The organism is Aeromonas sp. ASNIH8 (genome assembly GCF_002919855.1).
Taxonomy (GTDB): Bacteria; Pseudomonadota; Gammaproteobacteria; order Enterobacterales; family Aeromonadaceae; genus Aeromonas; species Aeromonas caviae.
On record NZ_PQLN01000012.1, the window covers coordinates 17,531 to 37,468 of the forward strand.

Below are 19,938 nucleotides of genomic sequence, written 5' to 3' on the forward strand. Positions count from 1 at the left end.
GCGTTATCCGTTTAAACCCAGGCAAGGTCGCGCCGGATACCCGGCGCGACACTCAATCCTCTTACGCGTACAGCGGGTTGACCTTGTCGGCATCGATGCCGTACTTGGCGATGGCTTCGGCCACAACCTGCTTGTCTACCTCGCCGCGCTTGGCCAGTTCGGTCAGGGCAGCAACCACTACGTAGAACTCGTTCACTTCGAAGTGACGACGCAGGTTGGCACGGCTGTCGGAGCGGCCGTAACCGTCGGTACCCAGTACACGGTAGTTCTCGGTCGGAACGAAGGCACGCACCTGATCGGCGAAGGACTTCATGTAGTCAGTCGCAGCGATGGTGGCTTCGCTGCCCAGTACCTGAGCGATGTAGGGCACACGCGCTTCGGCGGTCGGGTGCAGCATGTTCCAGCGATCCGCGTCCTGACCGTCACGAGCCAGTTCGTTGAAGGAGGTGACGCTGAACACGTCGGAACCCACGCCGTACTCGCTGGCCAGGATCTGGGCGGCAGTACGCACGTGACCCAGGATGGAACCACAACCCAGCAGCTGTACCTTAGCCTTGGTGCCGGCCACGGTTTCCAGCTTGTAGATACCCTTGCGGATGCCTTCCTCGGCGCCTTCCGGCATGGCCGGCATGGCATAGTTCTCGTTCAGGGTAGTGATGTAGTAGAACACGTTCTCCGGGTTCTCACCGTACATGCGGCGCAGGCCGTCCTGTACGATCACTGCCACTTCATAGGCGTAGGACGGGTCGTAGGAGATGCAGTTCGGGATGGTGTTGGCCAGGATGTGGCTGTGACCATCTTCGTGCTGCAAGCCCTCTCCGTTAAGAGTGGTACGACCGGAGGTCGCGCCCAGCAGGAAGCCACGGGCTTGCTGGTCACCGGCTGCCCACGCCATGTCGCCGATCCGCTGGAAGCCGAACATGGAGTAGTAGATGTAGAACGGGATCATCGGGCAGTCGTTGGTGCTGTAAGAGGTGGCAGCAGCCAGCCAGGAGGACATGGCGCCCAGCTCGTTGATACCGTCTTGCAGAACCTGACCCTGCTTGTCTTCCTTGTAGTAGGAGACGATGTCGCGGTCTTGCGGGGTGTACTGCTGACCGTGCGGGCTGTAGATACCGATCTGGCGGAACAGACCTTCCATACCAAAGGTACGGGCTTCGTCAGCCAGGATCGGGACGATGCGCTTGCCGATGGACTTGTCTTTCAGCATCACGTTCAGGGAACGCACGAACGCCATGGTGGTGGAGATTTCGCGCGCCTGTTCACCCAGCAGCGGACCGAAGGCATCCAGCGCCGGGATTTCCAGCTTGGTGGTGCTCTCGCGCAGACGGGTCGGTACATAGCCCTTCAGTGCGGCACGGCGGGCGTGCAGGTACTTGTGCTCTTCGGTACCCTCTTCGATCTTCAGGTACGGCAGGTTTTCCAGCTGCTCGTCGGTGACCGGCAGGTTGAAACGATCGCGCAGGTGACGCACGGAGCCCAGATCCATCTTCTTGACCTGGTGAGCGATGTTCTTGCCTTCGGCCGCTTCGCCCATGCCATAGCCCTTGATGGTCTTGGCCAGGATCACGGTCGGCTTGCCCTTGGTCTGTGCAGCTTTGGAGAAGGCGGCGAACAGTTTGCGGGGGTCGTGACCACCGCGGTTCAGGGCGAAGATCTCCTCGTCGGTCATGTCTTTGACCAGCGCGGCGGTTTCCGGGTAACGGTTGAAGAAGTGCTCGCGCACGTAGGCACCGTCACGGGACTTCATGGTCTGGTAGTCACCATCCACGGTCTCGTTCATCAGCTGGATCAGCTTGCCGGAAGTGTCTTTCTTCAGCAGCTCATCCCACTTGCGACCCCAGATGACCTTGGTCACGTCCCAGCCAGCGCCGGCGAACAGACCTTCCAGCTCGTTGATGACCTTGCCGTTGCCGACAACCGGACCATCCAGACGCTGCAGGTTGCAGTTGACCACGAACACCAGGTTGTCGAGCTTTTCACGCACGGCAACAGTCAGGGCACCCTTGGCTTCCGGCTCGTCCATCTCGCCGTCACCCAGGAAGGCGTAAACGGTCTGCTCGGAGCAATCCTTGATGCCACGGTCGGTCAGGTACTTCAGGAAACGCGCCTGATAGATGGCGGCGATGGGGCCCAGACCCATGGAAACGGTCGGGAACTGCCAGAATTCCGGCATCAGTTTCGGGTGCGGGTAGGAAGGGATACCCTTGCCATCCACTTCCTGACGGAAGTTGTCCAGCTGCTCTTCGGTCAGGCGACCTTCGGCGAATGCGCGGGCGTAGATGCCCGGGGAGATGTGACCCTGGAAGTAGACCAGATCGCCACCGTCCTTCTCGTTGCGGGCACGGAAGAAGTGGTTGTAGCAGACTTCATAGATGGTCGCGGAAGAAGCGAAGGAAGACATGTGACCACCCAGGTCCAGATCTTTCTTGGAAGCGCGCAGCACGATCATCATGGCGTTCCAGCGGATGATGGCGCGAATGCGGCGTTCCATTTCCAGGTCGCCCGGGTAAGCCGGCTCGTCGCTGGACGGGATGGTGTTGATGTAGTCGCGGTTTGCCTTGGCAGCCACGTCCACACCGCTTGCGCGGGCTTTCTCGGCCAACTGTTCAAGGATGAACTGAGCGCGTTGCGGACCCTCTTCACGCAGCAGGGATTCCAGAGAGGCAAGCCACTCCAGCGTTTCTATCGGGTCCACATCGTTCTTCAGGATATCAGACATGGCTGGTTCCTATGTTGTTGTGATTGCACGGCATTGCACGGCGAAGGGCGCAAGCATTCGACAATTAAGAAAGCCTTGTGGGATTAGTTTTCCTGCTGACGGATCCGACGCATGGATCGCTGGATCCGGCTGTCTTCCCTCTGCATATCCAACAAGGTGTCCTCGATAAAGGCCAGGTGCTCATGACAAGCAGCCCTGGCCCGCTCCGGAGCCCCCGACAGGATAGCCTCGATCAGGCTCGCACGATGGCGACGGATCTTGGCGACCACTCCCGGACGGCGATTCAAAATTTCGTTATTGCGTAAAATGTTCTGCTCGAGCATGGGGCCCATGGCCCGCAACAGGTGCAGCAGCACCACGTTGTGGGAGGCCTCGGCCACGGCCAGATAGAACTGGGTCACGGCGGCCGATTCGACCACCAGCGAGCCTTGCTGGCCGGCTTCTTCGATGGCGGCTTGCGCCAGGCGAATCCGTTCGAAATCAGCCTCGGTGCCCCGCAGCGCAGCATAGTAGGCACAGATGCCTTCCAGCGCGTGACGAAACTCCAGCAGGTCGTACTGGGCTTCCGGGTGAGTGCTGAGCAGTTCGAACAGAGGGTCGGCGATCCCCTTGCTCAGGGCATTTTGTACGTAAGTGCCACCGCCCTGACGACGATACAAGAGTCCTCTCGCTTCCAGGCGCTGGATGGCTTCGCGCAAGGAAGGGCGCGACACCTGAAACTGCATGGCGAGTTCCCGCTCGGGCGGCAACTTCTGGCCCGGCTGCAGGCTGCCTTCCAGAATCATGCTTTCCAGCTCGGCGACAATGGCGTCGGCCAGCTTGGGCTGAGTTATCTTGATATAGGGCATGAGGCTACTTTGTTAAATTGGTATTACCAATTTTATGGTTGGGGCGAAAATTAGCAGAGGGCTTGAAAAAAGTCCACCCAAAAGATGATCTGAATCAAGAAGCTCGGTTGCCACTTTAGGGGTAAAAACGCGGAATCATGATATAGCTCATAGAAAATGGTCTGACCAATATTTGTGAGCTTGCTCACCGATAACATTTGTTCAACAGCATGAAAAATGGCTTGCTAGACAAGGCAAGCCATTGATTCTAAAAACACAAAATAATTTTTAGATTTTTCACTCAAAGTGAAGCTTTTCCCGATAGCGGGACCATTCGAAACTGTCACCCGGATCCGTCTTGCGGCCCGGCGCGATGTCACAGTGGCCGACAATACGGTCCGCCGTGATGGCGGGATAACGGTGAACAATCGCCCGGCTGAGGTCCGACAGCACCTCGTATTGCTTGTCGCTGTAAGGAAGCTCGTCGGTTCCTTCCAGTTCGATCCCGATGGAAAAATCGTTGCACGCCTCCCTCCCCTCCCAGCTCGAGACTCCCGCATGCCATGCCCTGGCGCCAAAAGGCACGTACTGAACCAGTTCCCCATCGCGGCGGATCAGGCAGTGGGCCGAGACCCTCAGTTGATGAATACCGGCGAAATAGGGGTGAGCACCGGGATCGAGGCGCCCCAGAAACAGATCGTCGATAAAGGGGCCACCAAACTGCCCGGGGGGCAGGCTGATGCCGTGTATCACCAGCAAGGAGACATCCTCCGGGCTGAGCCTCTCATTGTGATGGGGGGAAGGCACCTTGCGGGCCTGCTCGCACCATCCTTCTCGATCGATGGAAAACAGGGTTGTGGGTTGTGTCATCGTCTGCTCGACTCACAAATGGAAGCGATGTGCCTCTGGCGGGATGGGAAAACTGGGAACAAGTCTCTGAATTCATGGATAACGCTATGTTAGGCTGAGCCATTCACTCGCGCGATATGGGACACACTATGCACCCGATGGCACGCCGTCTCTGGCTGCTCGCCTGGCTCTCGCTGCTGGGTCTGCTGACCCTCTACTTTCATGGTCGTGAACAACCGTCGGTGACCGCCAGCGGCGATCTGCTGCTCAGGGCCGATGCCAGCGGCCATTATCGTCTGGAGGGTGCCATCAACGACCAGCCGGTGCAACTGCTGCTGGACACAGGAGCAACCAGGGTGACCATACCGAGCCAGGTGGCCGCCCGGCTCGGCCTCGTCGCCACGGGCCGCAGCCGTGTCAACACGGCAGCCGGAGAGATCCAGGTCGAAACCGGCCGGATCGAAAGTCTGGCGATGGGTCCGCTGACCCTGTACGATTTGTCCGTCTTTATCAATCCGGCTGCCGACGGGGAGGAGATCCTGGTGGGCATGAATGCCCTGGGCAGGCTGGAATTGCGCCAGAAAGACAGGCAATTGCTTCTCAGACCCTTGCAGGAATAAGGCATGTTACAACAGGACATCCGCCGCGCCGTGCGCGCCGCACTTCTCGAAGACTTGGGCGATGCCCTCACCGCGCTGGATCAACCGGATGCCAGCGCCGACATCACGGCCCAGCTGATCCCGGCCGATCGCATCTCGACCGCGCGAGTCATCACCCGCGAGGCGGGCGTCTTCTGCGGCCAGCCCTGGGTCGACGAGGTGTTTGCCCAGCTCGGTGGCGAAGTGAAGGTCGAGTGGAAAGTGCAAGATGGTGAACGCCTTGCCCCCAATCAGGAGCTGTTCCGCCTCCATGGCCCCGCCCGCGTGCTGCTGACCGGCGAGCGCAATGCGCTGAACTTCGTGCAGACCCTTTCCGGGGTCGCCACCCTGACCGCACGTTATGTAGCCGAGCTGGAAGGCACTGACTGCCGCCTGCTCGATACCCGCAAGACCCTGCCAGGCCTTCGCAGCGCCCAGAAGTATGCGGTCACCTGCGGCGGCGGCAAAAACCACCGCATCGGTCTGTTTGATGCCTACCTCATCAAGGAGAACCACATTCTCGCCTGCGGCGGCATCCCTGAAGCAATCAGCGAAGCGCGCCGTCTCAATCCGGACAAACCGGTGGAAGTCGAGGTCGAATCCCTGGCCGAGCTGGAGCAGGCCCTGGCCGCACGGGCCGACATCGTGATGCTGGACAACTTCGACATCCCCATGATGCAGGAAGCCGTTCGCCTCAATCAGGGCAGAGCCAAGCTGGAAGTCTCCGGCAACGTCACCCTCGATACCCTTGCCGGATACGCCGCGACCGGGATCGACTTCATCTCGGTGGGAGCGCTGACCAAGCATGTGCGGGCACTGGATCTCTCCATGCGCTTTGTCGAGGCTTGAGCAAGCCCCATCCGTTGCTCGTGCCCAAAAATATTACAGGGCTCGAAACTTGCAAAAGGCGCCATCGGCGCCTTTTCTTTATGCAGGATCCCTCGACATAAGGAGTGTGAAGATGGGCCCTCCCGCCTCATGACAAGTGCCAATGGAAGCCATTTGATCTTTGATTTTTCTACCTATTTCACTGAATGACACAAAAGTGGCTGACAAGAGGCCTGCCTCTGTTGCCAACCCGAAGCGCTCGGATAAGATACCAACGTGGATGCATTCCACCTGTGCTTATCAGGAACCATGGAAAAAAAGGATATTTGACATTAAAAGACAGTCAGGGTTTACGCTAATCGAATTGATGATCGTCGTTGCGATCGTTGCCATCCTCGCCGCCATCGCCTTGCCGGCGTATCAGAACTATACCAATAAGGCTCGCTTCACACAGGCAATCTCATCAGCTGGTGGAATCAAGACTGAGGCGGAAGTTTGCTTCCAGACAACAGGGGCATTTGGCTGCCCTGCTCTGCTTGCCAGTGCTGCTGCGCCAACTGGGGTTGCTCTAACAATCACTGGGGCTTCAAGCAGTGCAACAAGCCTGACGATTCAAAGTAGCATGACAAACCCATCAGGAGCATACCAACTTGTAGCAGCTACTTCTGGTGGTGCAGTTACCTGGACCGCTACCTGCAGTCCAACCACTCTTTGTAATTAATGACCTCCTCACTCAATAGCGGCCTGGCCACCAGCCTGGCCGCTTCCTCCCTCCTCAGTGAGCCGGACTCACAGCGTTATCTGAGCCAGGCCAGGGCGCAGCGCAAGCCCTTTGTCACCTTCCTGATCGAGAACGATATCCTCGACAGCAAGGCGCTGGCAGATTTCTGCGAGCTGGAATATGGGGTACCTCTGCTGGATCTGGCGGCCTTCGATCTCGCCGAGATCCCGCAGAAATACCTCAATCAAAAGCTGATTGAAAAGCACCATGTCCTGCCCATCTACACCCAGGGGCATACCCTCTATATCGCCATGTCCGATCCGACCAATGTGTCGGCTCTGGAGGATTTTGGTTTCAGTTTTGGCCTGCACACGGAAGCCCTGCTGGTCGAAGAGAGCAAGCTGACCGCCGCCATCGGCAAGCTGATGGAGAGCGAGCAGGATACCCTCGGCATGGATCACATCGACGAGGCCGAGATCTCGGAGCTCGAGGTCTCCGATGAGAATTCCCGCCTCGACGAGAGCGTCAACACCGCCGACGACGATGCCCCCATCGTCAAATACATCCATAAAATCATGATGGACGCCATCAAGCGCGGGGCATCCGACCTGCATTTCGAACCCTATGAGACCAAGTACCGGATCCGCTTTCGGGTAGACGGCATACTGCACGAAGTCGCCACCCCGCCGGTCAATCTGGCGAACCGTTTCGCGGCTCGCTTAAAGGTGATGGCGAGGCTGGATATCGCCGAGCGGCGTCTGCCCCAGGATGGGCGGATCAAGCTGAAGATCTCCCGCAGCAGATCCATGGACATGCGGGTCAATACCCTGCCCACCATGTGGGGCGAGAAGATCGTCATCCGCTTGCTGGACTCGTCGGCCGCCCGCCTCAACCTCGATCAACTCGGCTTCGACGACCGCCAAAAGGCGCAATACCTGCATGCGCTCTCCAAACCACAGGGCATGATACTGGTCACCGGGCCCACAGGGTCGGGCAAGACGGTGTCGCTCTATACCGGTCTCAACATCCTCAATACCAGCGAGGTCAACATCTCCACCGCCGAGGATCCGGTTGAGATCAACCTGCCCGGCGTCAACCAGGTGCAGATCAACCCCAAGGCGGGGCTCACCTTCGCCAGTGCCCTGCGCTCCTTCCTGCGCCAGGATCCCGACATCGTCATGGTGGGGGAGATCCGGGATCTGGAAACCGCCGAGATTGCCATCAAGGCCGCCCAGACCGGTCACCTGGTGCTGTCGACCCTGCACACCAACTCGGCGGCAGAAACGCTCACCCGGATGATGAACATGGGGGTGCCGGCCTTCAACATCGCCTCTTCGGTCACCCTCATCATGGCCCAGCGCCTTGCCCGCAAACTCTGCGATCACTGCAAGGCGCCGGAAGTGGTGCCGGAAGCCGAGTTGCTGGAGCTGGGCTTCACCCAGCAGCAACTGGCCGCCGGTTTGCGGCTGTTCAAACCCGTGGGATGCAAGGAGTGCTCGGGAGGCTACAGAGGCCGGGTCGGCATTTATGAGATCATGCTGATGTCCGACAACATCGCCAAACTCATCATGCAGGGAGCCAACTCGCTGCAGATTGCCGCGATAGCCCAAAAAGAAGGGATGCGCACCCTGCGTACATCCGGCCTCGAGAAAGCGCGTCTTGGCGTCACCAGCCTGGCCGAAATCAACAGGATCACCACCAACTGAGTTCGCAGTGCCCGAGTCATCTCGCCGGGTGAAGCCGCTGTAATCACCCCGATGACCTTCTTCAAGCCAAGATGAGCCGGACAGGCAGCAGCATCCGGCCACCGTCGCCCAATTGCAGGATGCAGTGATGGCCACATTAGCTCAAAAACGCAACGCACCGAAAAAAGTCTTCTCCTACCGCTGGCACGGCGTCAACCGCAAGGGACAGAAGGTCTCCGGCGAGCTGCAAGCCGACAGCATCACCACCGTCAAGGCCGAGCTGCGCAAGCAGGGCGTCAACGTCACCAGGGTCAGCAAGCAGAGCCAGGGGCTCTTCTCCAAGGGCGGCGCCAAGATCAAGCCGATGGACATCGCCGTCATCTCCCGCCAGATCACTACCATGCTCTCCGCCGGCGTGCCTCTGGTGCAGAGTCTTCAGATCATTGCTCGCGGCCACGAGAAAGCGGCTGTGCGCGAGCTCATCGGCCAGATCGCCGCCGATGTGGAAACAGGCACCCCGCTCTCGGAGGCGTTGCGCCGCCATCCTCGCCACTTCGACGACCTCTATTGCGACCTGGTCGAAGCCGGGGAGCAATCCGGCGCCCTGGAGACCATCTACGACCGTATCGCCATCTACCGCGAGAAGAACGAAGCCCTCAAATCCAAGATCAAGAAGGCCATGTTCTATCCGTCCATGGTCATTCTGGTGGCCATCGTCGTCACCTCCATCCTGCTGCTCTTCGTCATTCCCCAGTTCGAGGATATCTTCAAGAGCTTCGGTGCCGAGCTGCCTGCCTTCACCCGGTTCGTCATCGCCATCTCCCGCTTTATGCAGGAGTGGTGGTACGCCATCTTTGGCGGCGCGGCTCTCGCCGTCTTCCTCTATGTGCGGGCCTGGCGAAAATCCCAGAAGGTCAGGGACAACACGGACAAATTCATCCTCACCATTCCCGTGGTGGGCAACATACTGCACAAGGCTGCCATGGCCCGTTTTGCCCGCACCCTCTCCACCACCTTCTCCGCCGGTATCCCGCTGGTGGATGCCCTGGTCTCGGCGGCCGGAGCATCCGGCAACTATGTCTATCGCACTGCGACCATGGCCATTCGCAACGAGGTGGTGGCCGGCATGCAGATCAACGTCGCCATGCGCACCGTGGACCTTTTCCCCGACATGGTGACCCAGATGGTGATGATCGGTGAGGAATCCGGCGCCATCGACGACATGCTCTCCAAGGTCGCCGCCATTTTCGAACAGGAGGTGGACGACATGGTCGACGGCCTCACCAGCCTGCTCGAACCCATCATCATGGTGGTGCTCGGGGTGCTGGTCGGCGGCATGGTCGTGGCCATGTACCTCCCCATTTTCAAGCTGGGCTCTGTGATACACTGACCCCCTCGACAGAGGGCCGGGCGGTGCATTTCCCCCGGCCATCTGTCATCCCCGTTCCCGACACAAGCGATTGATCTATGGTGCCTTTGATCGAACTGGCCCAGGGCTTGCCCTGGCTCTATCTCTCCTTGATTTTCCTTTTCTCCCTGATGGTGGGCAGCTTCCTGAACGTGGTGATCCATCGCCTGCCCATCATGATGGAGCGGGCCTGGCATGCCGAATACAGCGACTATTTCGGTGACGGTGAAGAGACTCCTCCTGCAACCGGACGATACAACCTCATGGTACCTCGCTCCCGCTGCCCCCACTGCGACCACCCCATAGGGGCGCTGGAGAACATTCCCCTACTGAGCTGGCTATGGCTCAGGGGGCGCTGCCGCAACTGCCACGCCCCCATTTCGGCTCGCTATCCCCTGGTCGAGCTGCTCACCGCCCTGCTGTCGGTCTCGGTAGCAGCCGCGCTTTCCCCCGGCTGGGGCACCCTTGCCGCTTTGTTGCTCACCTGGACATTGGTCGCACTGACCTTCATCGACCTGGACAAGATGCTCTTGCCGGATCAGCTCACCCTGCCCCTGCTCTGGGGTGGCCTGCTGTTCAATCTGGCGGGCGGTTTCGTGCCCCTGGCCGATGGGGTGGTCGGCGCCATGGCGGGTTACCTGGTGCTCTGGAGCCTCTACTGGACCTTCAAGCTGCTGACCGGCAAGGAAGGGATGGGGTACGGGGATTTCAAACTGCTGGCGGCGCTGGGCGCCTGGCTCGGCTGGCAAGCCTTGCCCATCGTGCTGCTGCTCTCTTCGCTGGCGGGCGCCATCATCGGCATCGGTCTCATCCTGCTGCGCAACCACCACCAGGGCAAACCCATTCCCTTTGGCCCCTATCTCACCATCGCGGGCTGGATAACGCTGCTGTGGGGCGATAGCATCACCCGCTGGTATCTTGATGTCGTGCTCTAGCAAAAGGATCTCTGACCCATGTATGTAGTCGCAATCACAGGGGGAATCGGCAGCGGCAAGACCACGGTTGCCAACCGCTTTGCCGAGCTGGGCATCGAGGTGGTGGATGCGGACATCATCGCCCGCGAGGTAGTGGAGCCCGGCACCCCTGCTCTGGCTGCCATCGCCGCCCATTTTGGCCCGGATGTCGTTGCCCCCGATGGCCAGCTCGATCGCCGCCGGCTGCGAGAGCGGATCTTCACCGATTCGCAGGCCAAGGAGTGGCTCAATGCCCTGCTCCATCCCCTCATCCGCACCGAGATGCTGCGCCAGTGTGCGGCAACCCGCTCCCCCTACTGCCTGCTGGTCGTCCCCTTGCTGGTGGAAAACAGGCTCACTTCCCTCGCCGATCGGGTACTGGTGATCGATGTGGACGAAGCGACGCAAATCGAGCGTACCTGCCGCCGCGATGGCGTCACTCGGGAACAGGCCCAGGCGATACTGGCGTCCCAGGCGAGCCGCAGCGAGCGCCTGGCGATGGCCGACGACGTCCTGGACAACCAGAGTGGTACGAGTGAGACCATCTGGCAGCGAATTTTCGCCCTGCACCAGACATATCTGGCATTTGCCTCTCAACAAGCCCACCAACTGTGAGTACACTAGGCCGGTTTATGGCTGGCCAGGATTAGGCATGATTTACGATTTTCCCCTCAATGAAAAAAGCCGGACCTATCTTCGTCTGGAGTCCCTGTTTTCCCAGATCCGCGACAATCTGGAGAGTGACCAGTCCTGGGCACATATCGCCTTCTTCAAGGGGTTGTTCGATTTGCAGGAGTTGCTGGAGCGTGGTGACCTGCGTGCCGATCTGATCAAGGATCTGGAGCGCCTCGGCCAACGCCTGAGCCACTGGGCCAGTCTGCCTGACGTCGATCTCGAGCAGATCCAGCGGATGCAGCAGGAGAGTACCCAGCTCTCCCGCAACCTGCTAAACTCCCCGCGCCCCGGCGCCCGTCTGAAAGAGGATCGCCTGCTCGGCTCCATTCGTCAGCGCTTCTCCATTCCGGGAGGTCTGTGCGCCTTCGATGTGCCGCAACTGCACCACTGGCTGGCGACCCCGGCCGTCACCCGCCACCAGCAGATGCAGCAATGGCTGAGTGACATCACCCTGCTGATGAACGCCATCTCCCTGTTGCTGCGCCTGTGGCGCGAGTCGGGCAACTTCAGCGACCAGGTGGCCACCAACGGCTTCTTCCAGGATACCGCCGAAGGGGCTGAACTGATCCGCATCCGTCTGGCGGGCACCCAGCCCTGCTATCCGACCCTGAGCGGCCACAAGAACCGCTTCGCCCTGCGCTTCCTGCCGACGACGGAACAGCAGATAGGCGACGTCTCCTTCCAGCTCGCCTGTTGTTGAGGAGCGCCCCATGGTGACCAAGGTAAAGTGCCCGACCTGTCAGAGCGAGATCGAATGGGGTCCGCAGAGCCCGTTTCGCCCCTTCTGCAGCAAGCGCTGCCAGCTGATCGACCTCGGCGAGTGGGCGGATGAACAGAAGCGCATCCCGGGCGAGATCAACCCGGATCTGCTGCCCGATTCGGAACAGGGCGATCCCTGGCAATAAACACTTCACGATCAAAAAAGGGCCCTCAGGCCCTTTTTCGTTGGTATCGATTCCCTTTCAGGCAAGCGAGGCCTGCAACCGCGCGACGATGGGGCCGTTGGCATCCGGGAAGCGGTATTCGTGCAGCGAGGCCAGTGGCACCCAGCGACACTCCTGCCCCTCCTTGCCAAAGGGCTCGCCGTGGAAGCGGGTCACCTTCCAGATATCCAGCAAGACCTGCTTGTCGGGGTAATCGTGGTGCAGCTCCATGAAGGGGGCACAATCCTGCACCCGGATCCCGATCTCTTCCCACAATTCCCTGTCCAGCGCGGTGAGCAGATCCTCCCCCGACTCCACCTTGCCACCAGGAAACTCCCAGCGATCCCCCTGATGGCGATCGGCTGAGCGTTTGGCGATGAAGATATCGCCCCGTTCGTTCTCGATGACGCCCACCGCCACCCAGATCCGTTTCTTCTGTTCCATCATTGTCCTCAGCGTAAACACGGCAAACGGGCGATCCAGGGGGCAAGCCGAATGGCCTGCTGATCCCCCCGGGCCCTGAAGAGATCCTGCCCGACATGCTCATTGCCCGGCGGCGCAACCTGCGGCCAGGGCACCGCACCGGGCGGAGTGAAACAACGATCGTGTACCCGCGCGCTCTGGCGCAGATAGCGCCATAAACAGTCTCGCAAGAACCACTGGTCGATGTTCGGTGTTTCCATGGTACTGGGCTGATAGCTCGCCATCAGCGGCGCAAGGGGAGGCAGCACACCGGCCACACCGCCCCACATGCCGGCCAGCACCAGATCGGTGTGGCTCCACCAGTCACGCATGATATGGAACCAGCGCCCCGATGCAAGCCAGTCATCGACCGCCAGCCGCTCCCGCAGATTCATCACGGAGTCCGCATCGCGCACAAGAAAGCGCCCCACGCCGGGATCATTGGCGACCTGGAAGCGCCAGCAGAGGCGCTGACGCTGGGATTGGCCATCGGGCTGCACCTTTATCTCGGCGCCATGTTCCTGCAGGCAGGCCAGAAACCCCTGAGGGACACTGCCATCCACATAGAAGCGCACCCGCCAGCCAGGATAGAGGTAAGCTGCGGCCAGCACATTGTCGAGCGCTCCCCGCAAATAGCGAGGCTGTGCTCCCCACAAGGAGAAGGCGATGACTGCCTGCTTCTCCCCCTGCTCCGCGAGCCAGTCATCCGGCCCCTCTATCGGCAGCACCCACCCTGCGACAGGCTGCGAGACGGCCTCATCCTTGAGAGTCAGGGCACGGGTTCCCGCTTGTGCCGCTTCTTCATGGCGTCCTAGCTTGGCAAGGGAAGTGCAAAGCCCGTCATGGACCAGATAATCATCCGGCTCGCGCCGCACCAGTTCGACCAGGTGCATCACGGCCCGCTCATGTTGATCGGAGCGCGAGAGGCAGACACAGAGATTGCGCAGCACCTCAGTGTTATCGGGCGCGGATCGGTACGCCAGCGTCAGCACCTGGGCCGCCGAGGCGGGATCGCCGGACAAAAAGAGGTAATAGGCAAACTGCAGTTGCAGGGGAACAGATTTGTTCGTCTCTGCGTTCAGCCTGCTCAGCACACAACGGATCGCCTCCTGGCGTCTCTCCTGCAGCCAGTGCCCATGTGCCTCCCCATCCCATCCCGCCGGCAATCTGCTCATCGTCCCCTCCTTGGTCCGAAAATGAATACACCGCCCGAAGGCGGTGTATTCATCATGGCAGGGTGTCAGGTCAGCTGACCGTGACAGTGCTTGTATTTTTTACCCGAACCACAGGGGCAGGGATCATTGCGCCCGATCTTCTGCTCGTCGCGCACGAAGGTGGTATGGCCCTCGGCCCCACCCGTATCCTCGTCAGCCAGCTGGTTTTCGGCCGTGGCATGGGTGTAGGTACGGGGAGCGGCTTCGGCCTGCTGGCGCTGCTGCTCTTCCATCGCCTCCACATCCCGCTCCTGCACCTGTACCCGGCTCAGGATGCTGACCACGTCGCGCTTGAGGGTTTCCAGCATCTGGGTGAACAGATCGAAGGATTCGCGCTTGTACTCCTGCTTGGGGTTCTTCTGGGCGTAGCCGCGCAGATGGATGCCCTGACGCAGGTGATCCATGGCCGCCAGGTGCTCTTTCCACAGGCCGTCCAGGGTTTGCAGCATCACCGCCTTCTCGAAGTTGCGCAGCACCTCCTTGCCGACCAGCTCTTCCTTGTGGGCATAGAGCTTGGTGGCTTCATCCAGGATGCGTTCGCGCAGCTTCTCTTCATACAGCTTGTCGTCTTCCGCCAGCCACTGCTGCAGCGGCAGATCCAGGGCGAAATCGGACTTCAGACGCGCTTCCAGACCCGGCACGTCCCACATTTCTTCCAGGGACTGGGGCGGGATGTACTCGTCGATGATGGCGCCGTAGACGTCGTCACGGATGACGTGAATGGTCTCGGAGATGTCGTTGGTGTCCAGCAGTTCGTTGCGCTGCTCGTAGACCACCTTGCGCTGATCGTTGGCCACGTCGTCGAACTCGAGCAGGTTTTTACGGATGTCGAAGTTGCGACCTTCCACCTTGCGCTGGGCATTCTCGATGGCCTTGGTCACCCAGGGATGCTCGATGGCTTCGCCCTCTTCCATGCCCAGCTTCTTCATCATGCCGGTCACGCGGTCGGAGGCGAAGATCCGCATCAGGGTATCTTCCATGGAGAGGTAGAAGCGGGAGGAACCCGGATCACCCTGACGACCGGAACGGCCGCGCAGCTGGTTGTCGATACGACGGGATTCGTGACGCTCGGTACCGATGATGTGCAGGCCACCGGCCGCCAGCACTTCGTCATGACGCACCTGCCAGGCCGCTTTCAGCCCGGCAATCTGCTCGCTTGACGGGTTTTCCAGCTGGGCGATCTCCGCCTGCCAGTTGCCGCCCAGCACGATGTCGGTACCACGACCGGCCATGTTGGTGGCGATGGTGACGGCGCCGGTCTGGCCGGCCTGGGCGACGATCTCCGCTTCCATGGCATGGAACTTGGCGTTCAGTACCTTGTGCGGGATATTTTCCTTGGTCAGGATGCCGGAGAGCAGCTCGGAGTTCTCGATGGAGACGGTACCGACCAGCACGGGCTGGCCGCGCTTCACGCACTCGCGAATGTCCTGCACGATGGCCGCGTATTTCTCCTGGGCGGTCAGGTAGACGAGATCGCCCATGTCCTTGCGCACCATCGGCTTGTTGGTCGGGATGACCACGGTATCCAGGCCATAGATCTGCTGGAATTCAAAGGCTTCGGTATCCGCAGTACCGGTCATGCCCGCCAGCTTGTCGTACAGACGGAAGTAGTTCTGGAAGGTGATGGAGGCCAGGGTCTGGTTCTCGTTCTGGATCTTGACCCCTTCCTTCGCCTCAACCGCCTGGTGCAGACCGTCTGACCAGCGACGACCCGGCATGGTGCGGCCGGTGTGCTCGTCGACGATGACGATCTCGTCCTTCTGGACGATATAGTCGACGTTGCGCTCGAACAGGGTATGCGCGCGCAGGCCGGCATTGACGTGATGCAGCAGGCTGATGTTGGTGGCGGAGAACAGGGAGTCATCCTCGGCCAGCAGTCCCTCTTTCTTGAGCAGCTCTTCCACGAAGATCTGGCCGTTCTCGGTCAGCAGCGCCTGGCGGTTCTTTTCGTCCACCGTGTAGTGGCCGTCGCCGGTGTACTCCTCGGAGTCTTCCTTGTCCTGCTTGACCAGCAGGGGGATCAACTTGTTGATCTGGGTGTACATGGCGGAGCTGTCTTCCGCCGGACCGGAGATGATGAGCGGGGTGCGGGCTTCATCGATGAGCACCGAGTCCACCTCATCCACCAGCGCGTAGTTGAGCGGACGCTGTACACGCTGCTCCGGCGAGAATGCCATGTTGTCGCGCAGGTAGTCGAAACCGAATTCGTTGTTGGTACCGTAGGTGATGTCGGCAGCGTAGGCATCGCGCTTCTGGGACGCATCCATGCCGGGCACGTTGCAGTCCACCGTCATGCCGAGGAAGGCGAACAGCGGGCGGTTGGCTTCCGCATCACGCTTGGCCAGATAGTCGTTCACCGTCACGACGTGCACACCGCGGCCGGTCAGGGCGTTCAGGTAGGCCGGCAGGGTGGCCGTCAGGGTTTTACCTTCACCTGTCTTCATTTCGGCGATGCGGTTGGAGTTCAGCACCATGCCGCCGATCAGCTGGACGTCGAAGTGACGCATGCCGAACACACGGCGGGAGGCTTCACGGACGGTGGCGAACGCCTCCGGCAGCAACTGCTCCAGTGTTTCGCCCTGCTCCAGACGTTGACGGTACTCGGCGGTCTTCGCCTGCAGTTCCTGATCGGACAGTGCCTCGAACTGAGGCTCCATCGCATTGATTTGTTTTACAATTTTGCGCAAAGCCTTGAGCGTTCTGTCATTCCGGCTGCCGATAATCTTGGTGAGCAGTGTGCTAATCATGGGTACCAACTGTTTTGGTTATATAAGCGTTCCGTCACTGGAACCTGAAGAAAAAACCTAACCCCGTCTGGCATTCAGAAAGCGCGCGGGGTTGACCTGACGACCATCTTTCAACACTTCGTAATGCAAATGAACTCCGGTTGCACGACCGGTTCGCCCCATCAGGGCAATCTTCTGGCCCTCATCGACCAGGGTGCCCACATCCACCAGCAACTTGGAATTGTGGGCATAGCGGGTGACCAGACCATTGCCATGGTCAATCTCCACCATGTTGCCAAACTCCGGATGGCGCCCTGCCCAGCTGACAATCCCCTTGCCTGTCGCCAGGATGGGGGTGCCGGGCCTGCCGCGGAAATCCACCCCTTTGTGCATCTTGGCGCGACCGTTGAACGGATCGACCCGCCCACCGAAGCCGGAGGAGATCCAGACACGCTCCTGCTTGACCGGTGAGCCGGGGATGAAACCCGCATCGGTGATATGGTGGTTCATGATGAAGGATTCAAGTACCGACAGCTGTTCTTCGCGGCTGCTGAGCTGACGGCTGAGGTGTTCCATGGAATCTTGCAGTTCACCCAGGCTGACTTCCAGGTCTGCATCGTAGGAAGGGCCGCCCATCGGGGGCAGCTCCTTGAAGTTGAACTCCTCGGGATCGAGGTCCGCCTTCTCGGTCAGGCGCTCGCCGAGGGCGTTGAGGCGACCAAGTTGTCCCTGCATGGTGCCCACCTGGGCGGCCAGCATGGCAAGCTGTTCGCGGGCTTCATCGGCCCCTTGCGTGGATTTTTGCTGCTGCGCCAGGGTCAGCGCCACTTCCAGCGCCTCCATTTTCTGCTGCCAGCTCTGCCAGAGCCAGCCGCCCCCCAAGGCCAATACAGTGAAGAGAATACCGCCGACCCAAGCCAGACGTTGTTTGGGTAAGTGCAACCTGCGGCGCTGCTTACCGTGGAGGATCAGGGTAATACTCATAGAAATCTGTCTTCTCGGTCAGGTGAGGCCAAGGGCCTGCACGGGCAATAAAACCGGGAGATAATCGGTATTAAAGGATGGAATAAACAAATGACAGGACGTCGGTGCGGAGAGATGACCGACGTCCTGTTGCACAGCTATCAGGCCAGAACCAGACCGTTGTCGTAGTAAGCGATAGGCGCTTTGTCGCCCTCACCCTCGAAGGTCACCAGTTCCCAGGCCTCCTGCTGGGCCAGCAGGGCACGCAGCAGCTTGTTGTTCAGGGCATGGCCCGTCTTGTAGGCACGGAATTCACCGATGATACTGCGATTGCACATGTACAGATCGCCGATGGCATCCAGCATCTTGTGCTTCACGAACTCGTCTTCGTAGCGCAGACCATCTTCGTTCAGCACCCGGTAGTCATCCAGCACCACGGCGTTTTCCAGGCTGCCGCCCAGTGCCAGGTTCTGGGAACGCAGGTACTCGATATCACGCATGAAGCCGAAGGTACGGGCACGGCTGATCTCTTTCACGAAGGAGCTGCCGGAGAAGTCCAGCACGCAACGCTGGTTGCGGCCTTCAAACACCGGATGTTGGAAATCGATCTCGAGATCCATCTTGAAGCCGTTGCGATAGGGGTGGAATTCCGCCCACTTGTCGCCGTCTTCAACCCGGATGCTCTGCTTGATCCGCACGAACTGCTTGGGCGCGTTCTGTTCACGAATACCCACTTCCTGCAGCAGATAGATGAACGGATGCGCACTGCCGTCCATTACCGGGATCTCGGGGGCATCAACCTCGACATAGAGGTTGTCGATCCCCATCCCGGCCAGAGCGGCAGACAGATGTTCGATGGTCGACACGCGAACACCGGCTTCGTTCACCAGAGCGGTACAAAGCACAGTATCACGCACCTGATCGGCGTTGGCTGGCAGCGCGACCACAGGATTCAGATCGGTACGCAAGTAAACGATCCCTGTGTTAACAGGCGCCGGACGGAACGTCATAGTGACTTTCCGGCCCGAATGCAGGCCCACACCGGTGGCCTGGACACTCGTTTTCAAGGTTCTTTGTCTAATCATGGGCGTATCCGCTTTAACAGCTCAAATTCCTGACCAGATGGTCGTTGCCGGGCCATCTTAGCACAATCCTTAAGCAACAAACAAACCAGAGCCATCAGAGGCTTAGTCTGCCTGCTTGCGCAGGAACGCAGGAATATCGAGATAATCCGGTTCGCGACGAGCTTGCGGCTCGGCGTTCACCACCTTGGCCGGGGCCTCTTCCATCACGCGAGACTGCAGGGCTTCGCTGATCAGGGGCTGACGGGCCGGACGCTCTTGAACCATGTTGTTCTTGACCAGGGTGATGTCGGGCTTGCGCTCGGCACCGATACCGGTCGCTACTACGGTAACGCGCAGTTCGTCGTGCATTTCCGGGTCGATTACGGTACCCACCACCACGGTGGCGTTCTCGGACGCGAAGGCCTTGACCGCGTTACCCACGGTCTCGAACTCTTCGATGGTCATGTCCATGCCGGCAGTGATGTTGACCAGGATGCCGCGGGCACCGGCCAGATCCACATCTTCCAGCAGCGGGCTGGAGATGGCCTTCTCGGCCGCTTCTTCGGCACGGTCGTCACCGGAGGCGGAGCCGGTACCCATCATGGCGGTACCCATCTCGCGCATCACGGTACGCACGTCCGCGAAGTCGACGTTGATGAGGCCCGGGCGGGTGATCAGCTCGGCGATGCCCTGTACTGCACCCAGCAGCACGTCGTTGGCCGCCTTGAAGGCGTCCAGCAGGGAGATGCCGCGACCCAGCACCTTCAGCAACTTATCGTTGGGGATGGTGATCAGGGAGTCGACGTTCTTGGAGAGCTCTTCGATGCCGTGAGCGGCGAAGCCCATCCGCTTCTTCCCTTCGAAGGAGAACGGCTTGGTCACGACGGCAACGGTCAGGATACCCATCTCGCGGGCCACTTCGGCCACGATCGGTGCAGCACCTGTACCAGTACCACCACCCATGCCGGCAGCGATGAACACCATGTCGGAACCGGTCAGCAGCTCGCGCAGCGCTTCCCTGTCTTCCATGGCGGCGTCACGACCCACTTCCGGGTTGGCCCCGGCACCCAGCCCCTTGGTGATGCCACCGCCGATCTGCAAGGTGGTATTGGCACTGGAGTTGCGCAGTGCCTGGGCGTCGGTGTTCACGGTGATGAACTCGACACCTTCGATGTTTTGACGAACCATGTGCTCGACTGCGTTGCCGCCGCCGCCACCCACACCTATCACCTTGATGACGGCTTCGTCAGTGTGGCTATCCATAAATTCAAACATGTTGT

General features: G+C 60.0%; 18 protein-coding genes. 9 read left to right on the plus strand and 9 right to left on the minus strand.

The genetic code is table 11. From position 1 onward, the window contains the following. Positions 1–61: 61 nt before the first annotated feature. The 3 genes from aceE to ampD all read right to left on the minus strand — a co-directional run bounded on the left by aceE (position 62) and on the right by ampD (position 4,419). Positions 62–2,722 carry a pyruvate dehydrogenase (acetyl-transferring), homodimeric type gene (gene aceE / locus C3418_RS05025; RefSeq protein ID WP_039040509.1) on the minus strand — a complete coding sequence of 887 codons (2,661 nt, stop codon included), beginning with the start codon at positions 2,720–2,722 and terminating at the stop codon, positions 62–64. An 83-nt stretch (positions 2,723–2,805) separates the two neighbouring features. Continuing rightward, on the minus strand, positions 2,806–3,570 hold the full coding sequence (gene pdhR, locus C3418_RS05030; protein WP_052814468.1) for a pyruvate dehydrogenase complex transcriptional repressor PdhR: 765 nt from the start codon (positions 3,568–3,570) through the stop codon (positions 2,806–2,808). A 276-nt stretch (positions 3,571–3,846) separates the two neighbouring features. Next, complete coding sequence (ampD, locus tag C3418_RS05035; protein WP_103858091.1) at positions 3,847–4,419, minus strand: 1,6-anhydro-N-acetylmuramyl-L-alanine amidase AmpD; 573 nt, start codon at positions 4,417–4,419, stop codon at positions 3,847–3,849. 128 nt (positions 4,420–4,547) lie between these two features. Here ampD and C3418_RS05040 point away from each other — a divergent pair, with 128 nt between their 5' ends. From C3418_RS05040 to yacG, 9 genes are all read left to right on the plus strand, one after another. Beyond that, complete coding sequence (locus C3418_RS05040) at positions 4,548–5,018, plus strand: TIGR02281 family clan AA aspartic protease (RefSeq protein ID WP_042015101.1); 471 nt, start codon at positions 4,548–4,550, stop codon at positions 5,016–5,018. Between the two features lie 3 nt (positions 5,019–5,021). Next, positions 5,022–5,885, plus strand: a complete 864-nt coding sequence (gene nadC / locus C3418_RS05045; protein WP_052814467.1) for a carboxylating nicotinate-nucleotide diphosphorylase — start codon at positions 5,022–5,024, stop codon at positions 5,883–5,885. Between the two features lie 160 nt (positions 5,886–6,045). After that, positions 6,046–6,585 carry a prepilin-type N-terminal cleavage/methylation domain-containing protein gene (locus C3418_RS25000; RefSeq protein ID WP_270825191.1) on the plus strand — a complete coding sequence of 180 codons (540 nt, stop codon included), beginning with the start codon at positions 6,046–6,048 and terminating at the stop codon, positions 6,583–6,585. Then, complete coding sequence (gene tapB, locus C3418_RS05055; protein WP_052814466.1) at positions 6,585–8,291, plus strand: PilB family type IVa pilus assembly ATPase TapB; 1,707 nt, start codon at positions 6,585–6,587, stop codon at positions 8,289–8,291. The genes C3418_RS25000 and tapB overlap by 1 nt, the downstream gene beginning before the upstream one ends. Positions 8,292–8,418: 127 nt before the next feature. Continuing rightward, positions 8,419–9,660, plus strand: coding sequence for a type II secretion system F family protein (locus tag C3418_RS05060; protein WP_010675822.1), 1,242 nt, complete (start codon positions 8,419–8,421; stop codon positions 9,658–9,660). Between the two features lie 77 nt (positions 9,661–9,737). Continuing rightward, positions 9,738–10,613, plus strand: a complete 876-nt coding sequence (locus tag C3418_RS05065) for an A24 family peptidase (RefSeq protein WP_052814465.1) — start codon at positions 9,738–9,740, stop codon at positions 10,611–10,613. Between the two features lie 18 nt (positions 10,614–10,631). After that, positions 10,632–11,246: a dephospho-CoA kinase gene (gene coaE / locus C3418_RS05070; RefSeq protein WP_052814464.1), complete on the plus strand. Its 615-nt coding sequence runs from the start codon at positions 10,632–10,634 to the stop codon at positions 11,244–11,246. 37 nt (positions 11,247–11,283) lie between these two features. Next, positions 11,284–12,006: a cell division protein ZapD gene (gene zapD, locus C3418_RS05075; RefSeq protein ID WP_010675825.1), complete on the plus strand. Its 723-nt coding sequence runs from the start codon at positions 11,284–11,286 to the stop codon at positions 12,004–12,006. 10 nt (positions 12,007–12,016) lie between these two features. Continuing rightward, on the plus strand, positions 12,017–12,211 hold the full coding sequence (gene yacG / locus C3418_RS05080; RefSeq protein ID WP_103858092.1) for a DNA gyrase inhibitor YacG: 195 nt from the start codon (positions 12,017–12,019) through the stop codon (positions 12,209–12,211). Positions 12,212–12,268: 57 nt separating this feature from the next. On the opposite strand, the gene mutT is transcribed toward yacG, so the two are convergent. The 6 genes from mutT to ftsZ all read right to left on the minus strand — a co-directional run bounded on the left by mutT (position 12,269) and on the right by ftsZ (position 19,933). Further along, entirely contained in the window at positions 12,269–12,673 is a 405-nt protein-coding gene (mutT, locus tag C3418_RS05085; RefSeq protein ID WP_171864957.1) for an 8-oxo-dGTP diphosphatase MutT, read from the minus strand. Positions 12,674–12,681: 8 nt separating this feature from the next. After that, positions 12,682–13,866, minus strand: a complete 1,185-nt coding sequence (locus tag C3418_RS05090; RefSeq protein ID WP_103858093.1) for a tetratricopeptide repeat protein — start codon at positions 13,864–13,866, stop codon at positions 12,682–12,684. A 65-nt stretch (positions 13,867–13,931) separates the two neighbouring features. Then, entirely contained in the window at positions 13,932–16,652 is a 2,721-nt protein-coding gene (gene secA, locus C3418_RS05095) for a preprotein translocase subunit SecA (protein WP_103261558.1), read from the minus strand. A 57-nt stretch (positions 16,653–16,709) separates the two neighbouring features. Then, complete coding sequence (locus C3418_RS05100; RefSeq protein WP_039040495.1) at positions 16,710–17,615, minus strand: M23 family metallopeptidase; 906 nt, start codon at positions 17,613–17,615, stop codon at positions 16,710–16,712. Positions 17,616–17,755: 140 nt separating this feature from the next. Further along, on the minus strand, positions 17,756–18,679 hold the full coding sequence (gene lpxC, locus C3418_RS05105; RefSeq protein WP_010675831.1) for a UDP-3-O-acyl-N-acetylglucosamine deacetylase: 924 nt from the start codon (positions 18,677–18,679) through the stop codon (positions 17,756–17,758). Between the two features lie 102 nt (positions 18,680–18,781). Continuing rightward, the gene (gene ftsZ, locus C3418_RS05110; RefSeq protein WP_005305686.1) at positions 18,782–19,933 is read right to left on the minus strand and encodes a cell division protein FtsZ; all 1,152 of its coding nucleotides are present in this window, start codon (positions 19,931–19,933) and stop codon (positions 18,782–18,784) included. Positions 19,934–19,938: the final 5 nt, after the last annotated feature.

Bases quoted from the DNA above. Each gene is read 5' to 3' on its own strand.
- aceE (WP_039040509.1), bottom strand. From the start codon at position 2,722: ATGTCTGATATCCTGAAGAACGATGTGGACCCGATAGAAACGCTGGAG.
- pdhR (WP_052814468.1), bottom strand. From the start codon at position 3,570: ATGCCCTATATCAAGATAACTCAGCCCAAGCTGGCCGACGCCATTGTC.
- ampD (WP_103858091.1), bottom strand. From the start codon at position 4,419: ATGACACAACCCACAACCCTGTTTTCCATCGATCGAGAAGGATGGTGC.
- C3418_RS05040 (WP_042015101.1), top strand. From the start codon at position 4,548: ATGCACCCGATGGCACGCCGTCTCTGGCTGCTCGCCTGGCTCTCGCTG.
- nadC (WP_052814467.1), top strand. From the start codon at position 5,022: ATGTTACAACAGGACATCCGCCGCGCCGTGCGCGCCGCACTTCTCGAA.
- tapB (WP_052814466.1), top strand. From the start codon at position 6,585: ATGACCTCCTCACTCAATAGCGGCCTGGCCACCAGCCTGGCCGCTTCC.
- C3418_RS05060 (WP_010675822.1), top strand. From the start codon at position 8,419: ATGGCCACATTAGCTCAAAAACGCAACGCACCGAAAAAAGTCTTCTCC.
- C3418_RS05065 (WP_052814465.1), top strand. From the start codon at position 9,738: ATGGTGCCTTTGATCGAACTGGCCCAGGGCTTGCCCTGGCTCTATCTC.
- coaE (WP_052814464.1), top strand. From the start codon at position 10,632: ATGTATGTAGTCGCAATCACAGGGGGAATCGGCAGCGGCAAGACCACG.
- zapD (WP_010675825.1), top strand. From the start codon at position 11,284: ATGATTTACGATTTTCCCCTCAATGAAAAAAGCCGGACCTATCTTCGT.
- yacG (WP_103858092.1), top strand. From the start codon at position 12,017: ATGGTGACCAAGGTAAAGTGCCCGACCTGTCAGAGCGAGATCGAATGG.
- mutT (WP_171864957.1), bottom strand. From the start codon at position 12,673: ATGGAACAGAAGAAACGGATCTGGGTGGCGGTGGGCGTCATCGAGAAC.
- C3418_RS05090 (WP_103858093.1), bottom strand. From the start codon at position 13,866: ATGAGCAGATTGCCGGCGGGATGGGATGGGGAGGCACATGGGCACTGG.
- secA (WP_103261558.1), bottom strand. From the start codon at position 16,652: ATGATTAGCACACTGCTCACCAAGATTATCGGCAGCCGGAATGACAGA.
- C3418_RS05100 (WP_039040495.1), bottom strand. From the start codon at position 17,615: ATGAGTATTACCCTGATCCTCCACGGTAAGCAGCGCCGCAGGTTGCAC.
- lpxC (WP_010675831.1), bottom strand. From the start codon at position 18,679: ATGATTAGACAAAGAACCTTGAAAACGAGTGTCCAGGCCACCGGTGTG.
- ftsZ (WP_005305686.1), bottom strand. From the start codon at position 19,933: ATGTTTGAATTTATGGATAGCCACACTGACGAAGCCGTCATCAAGGTG.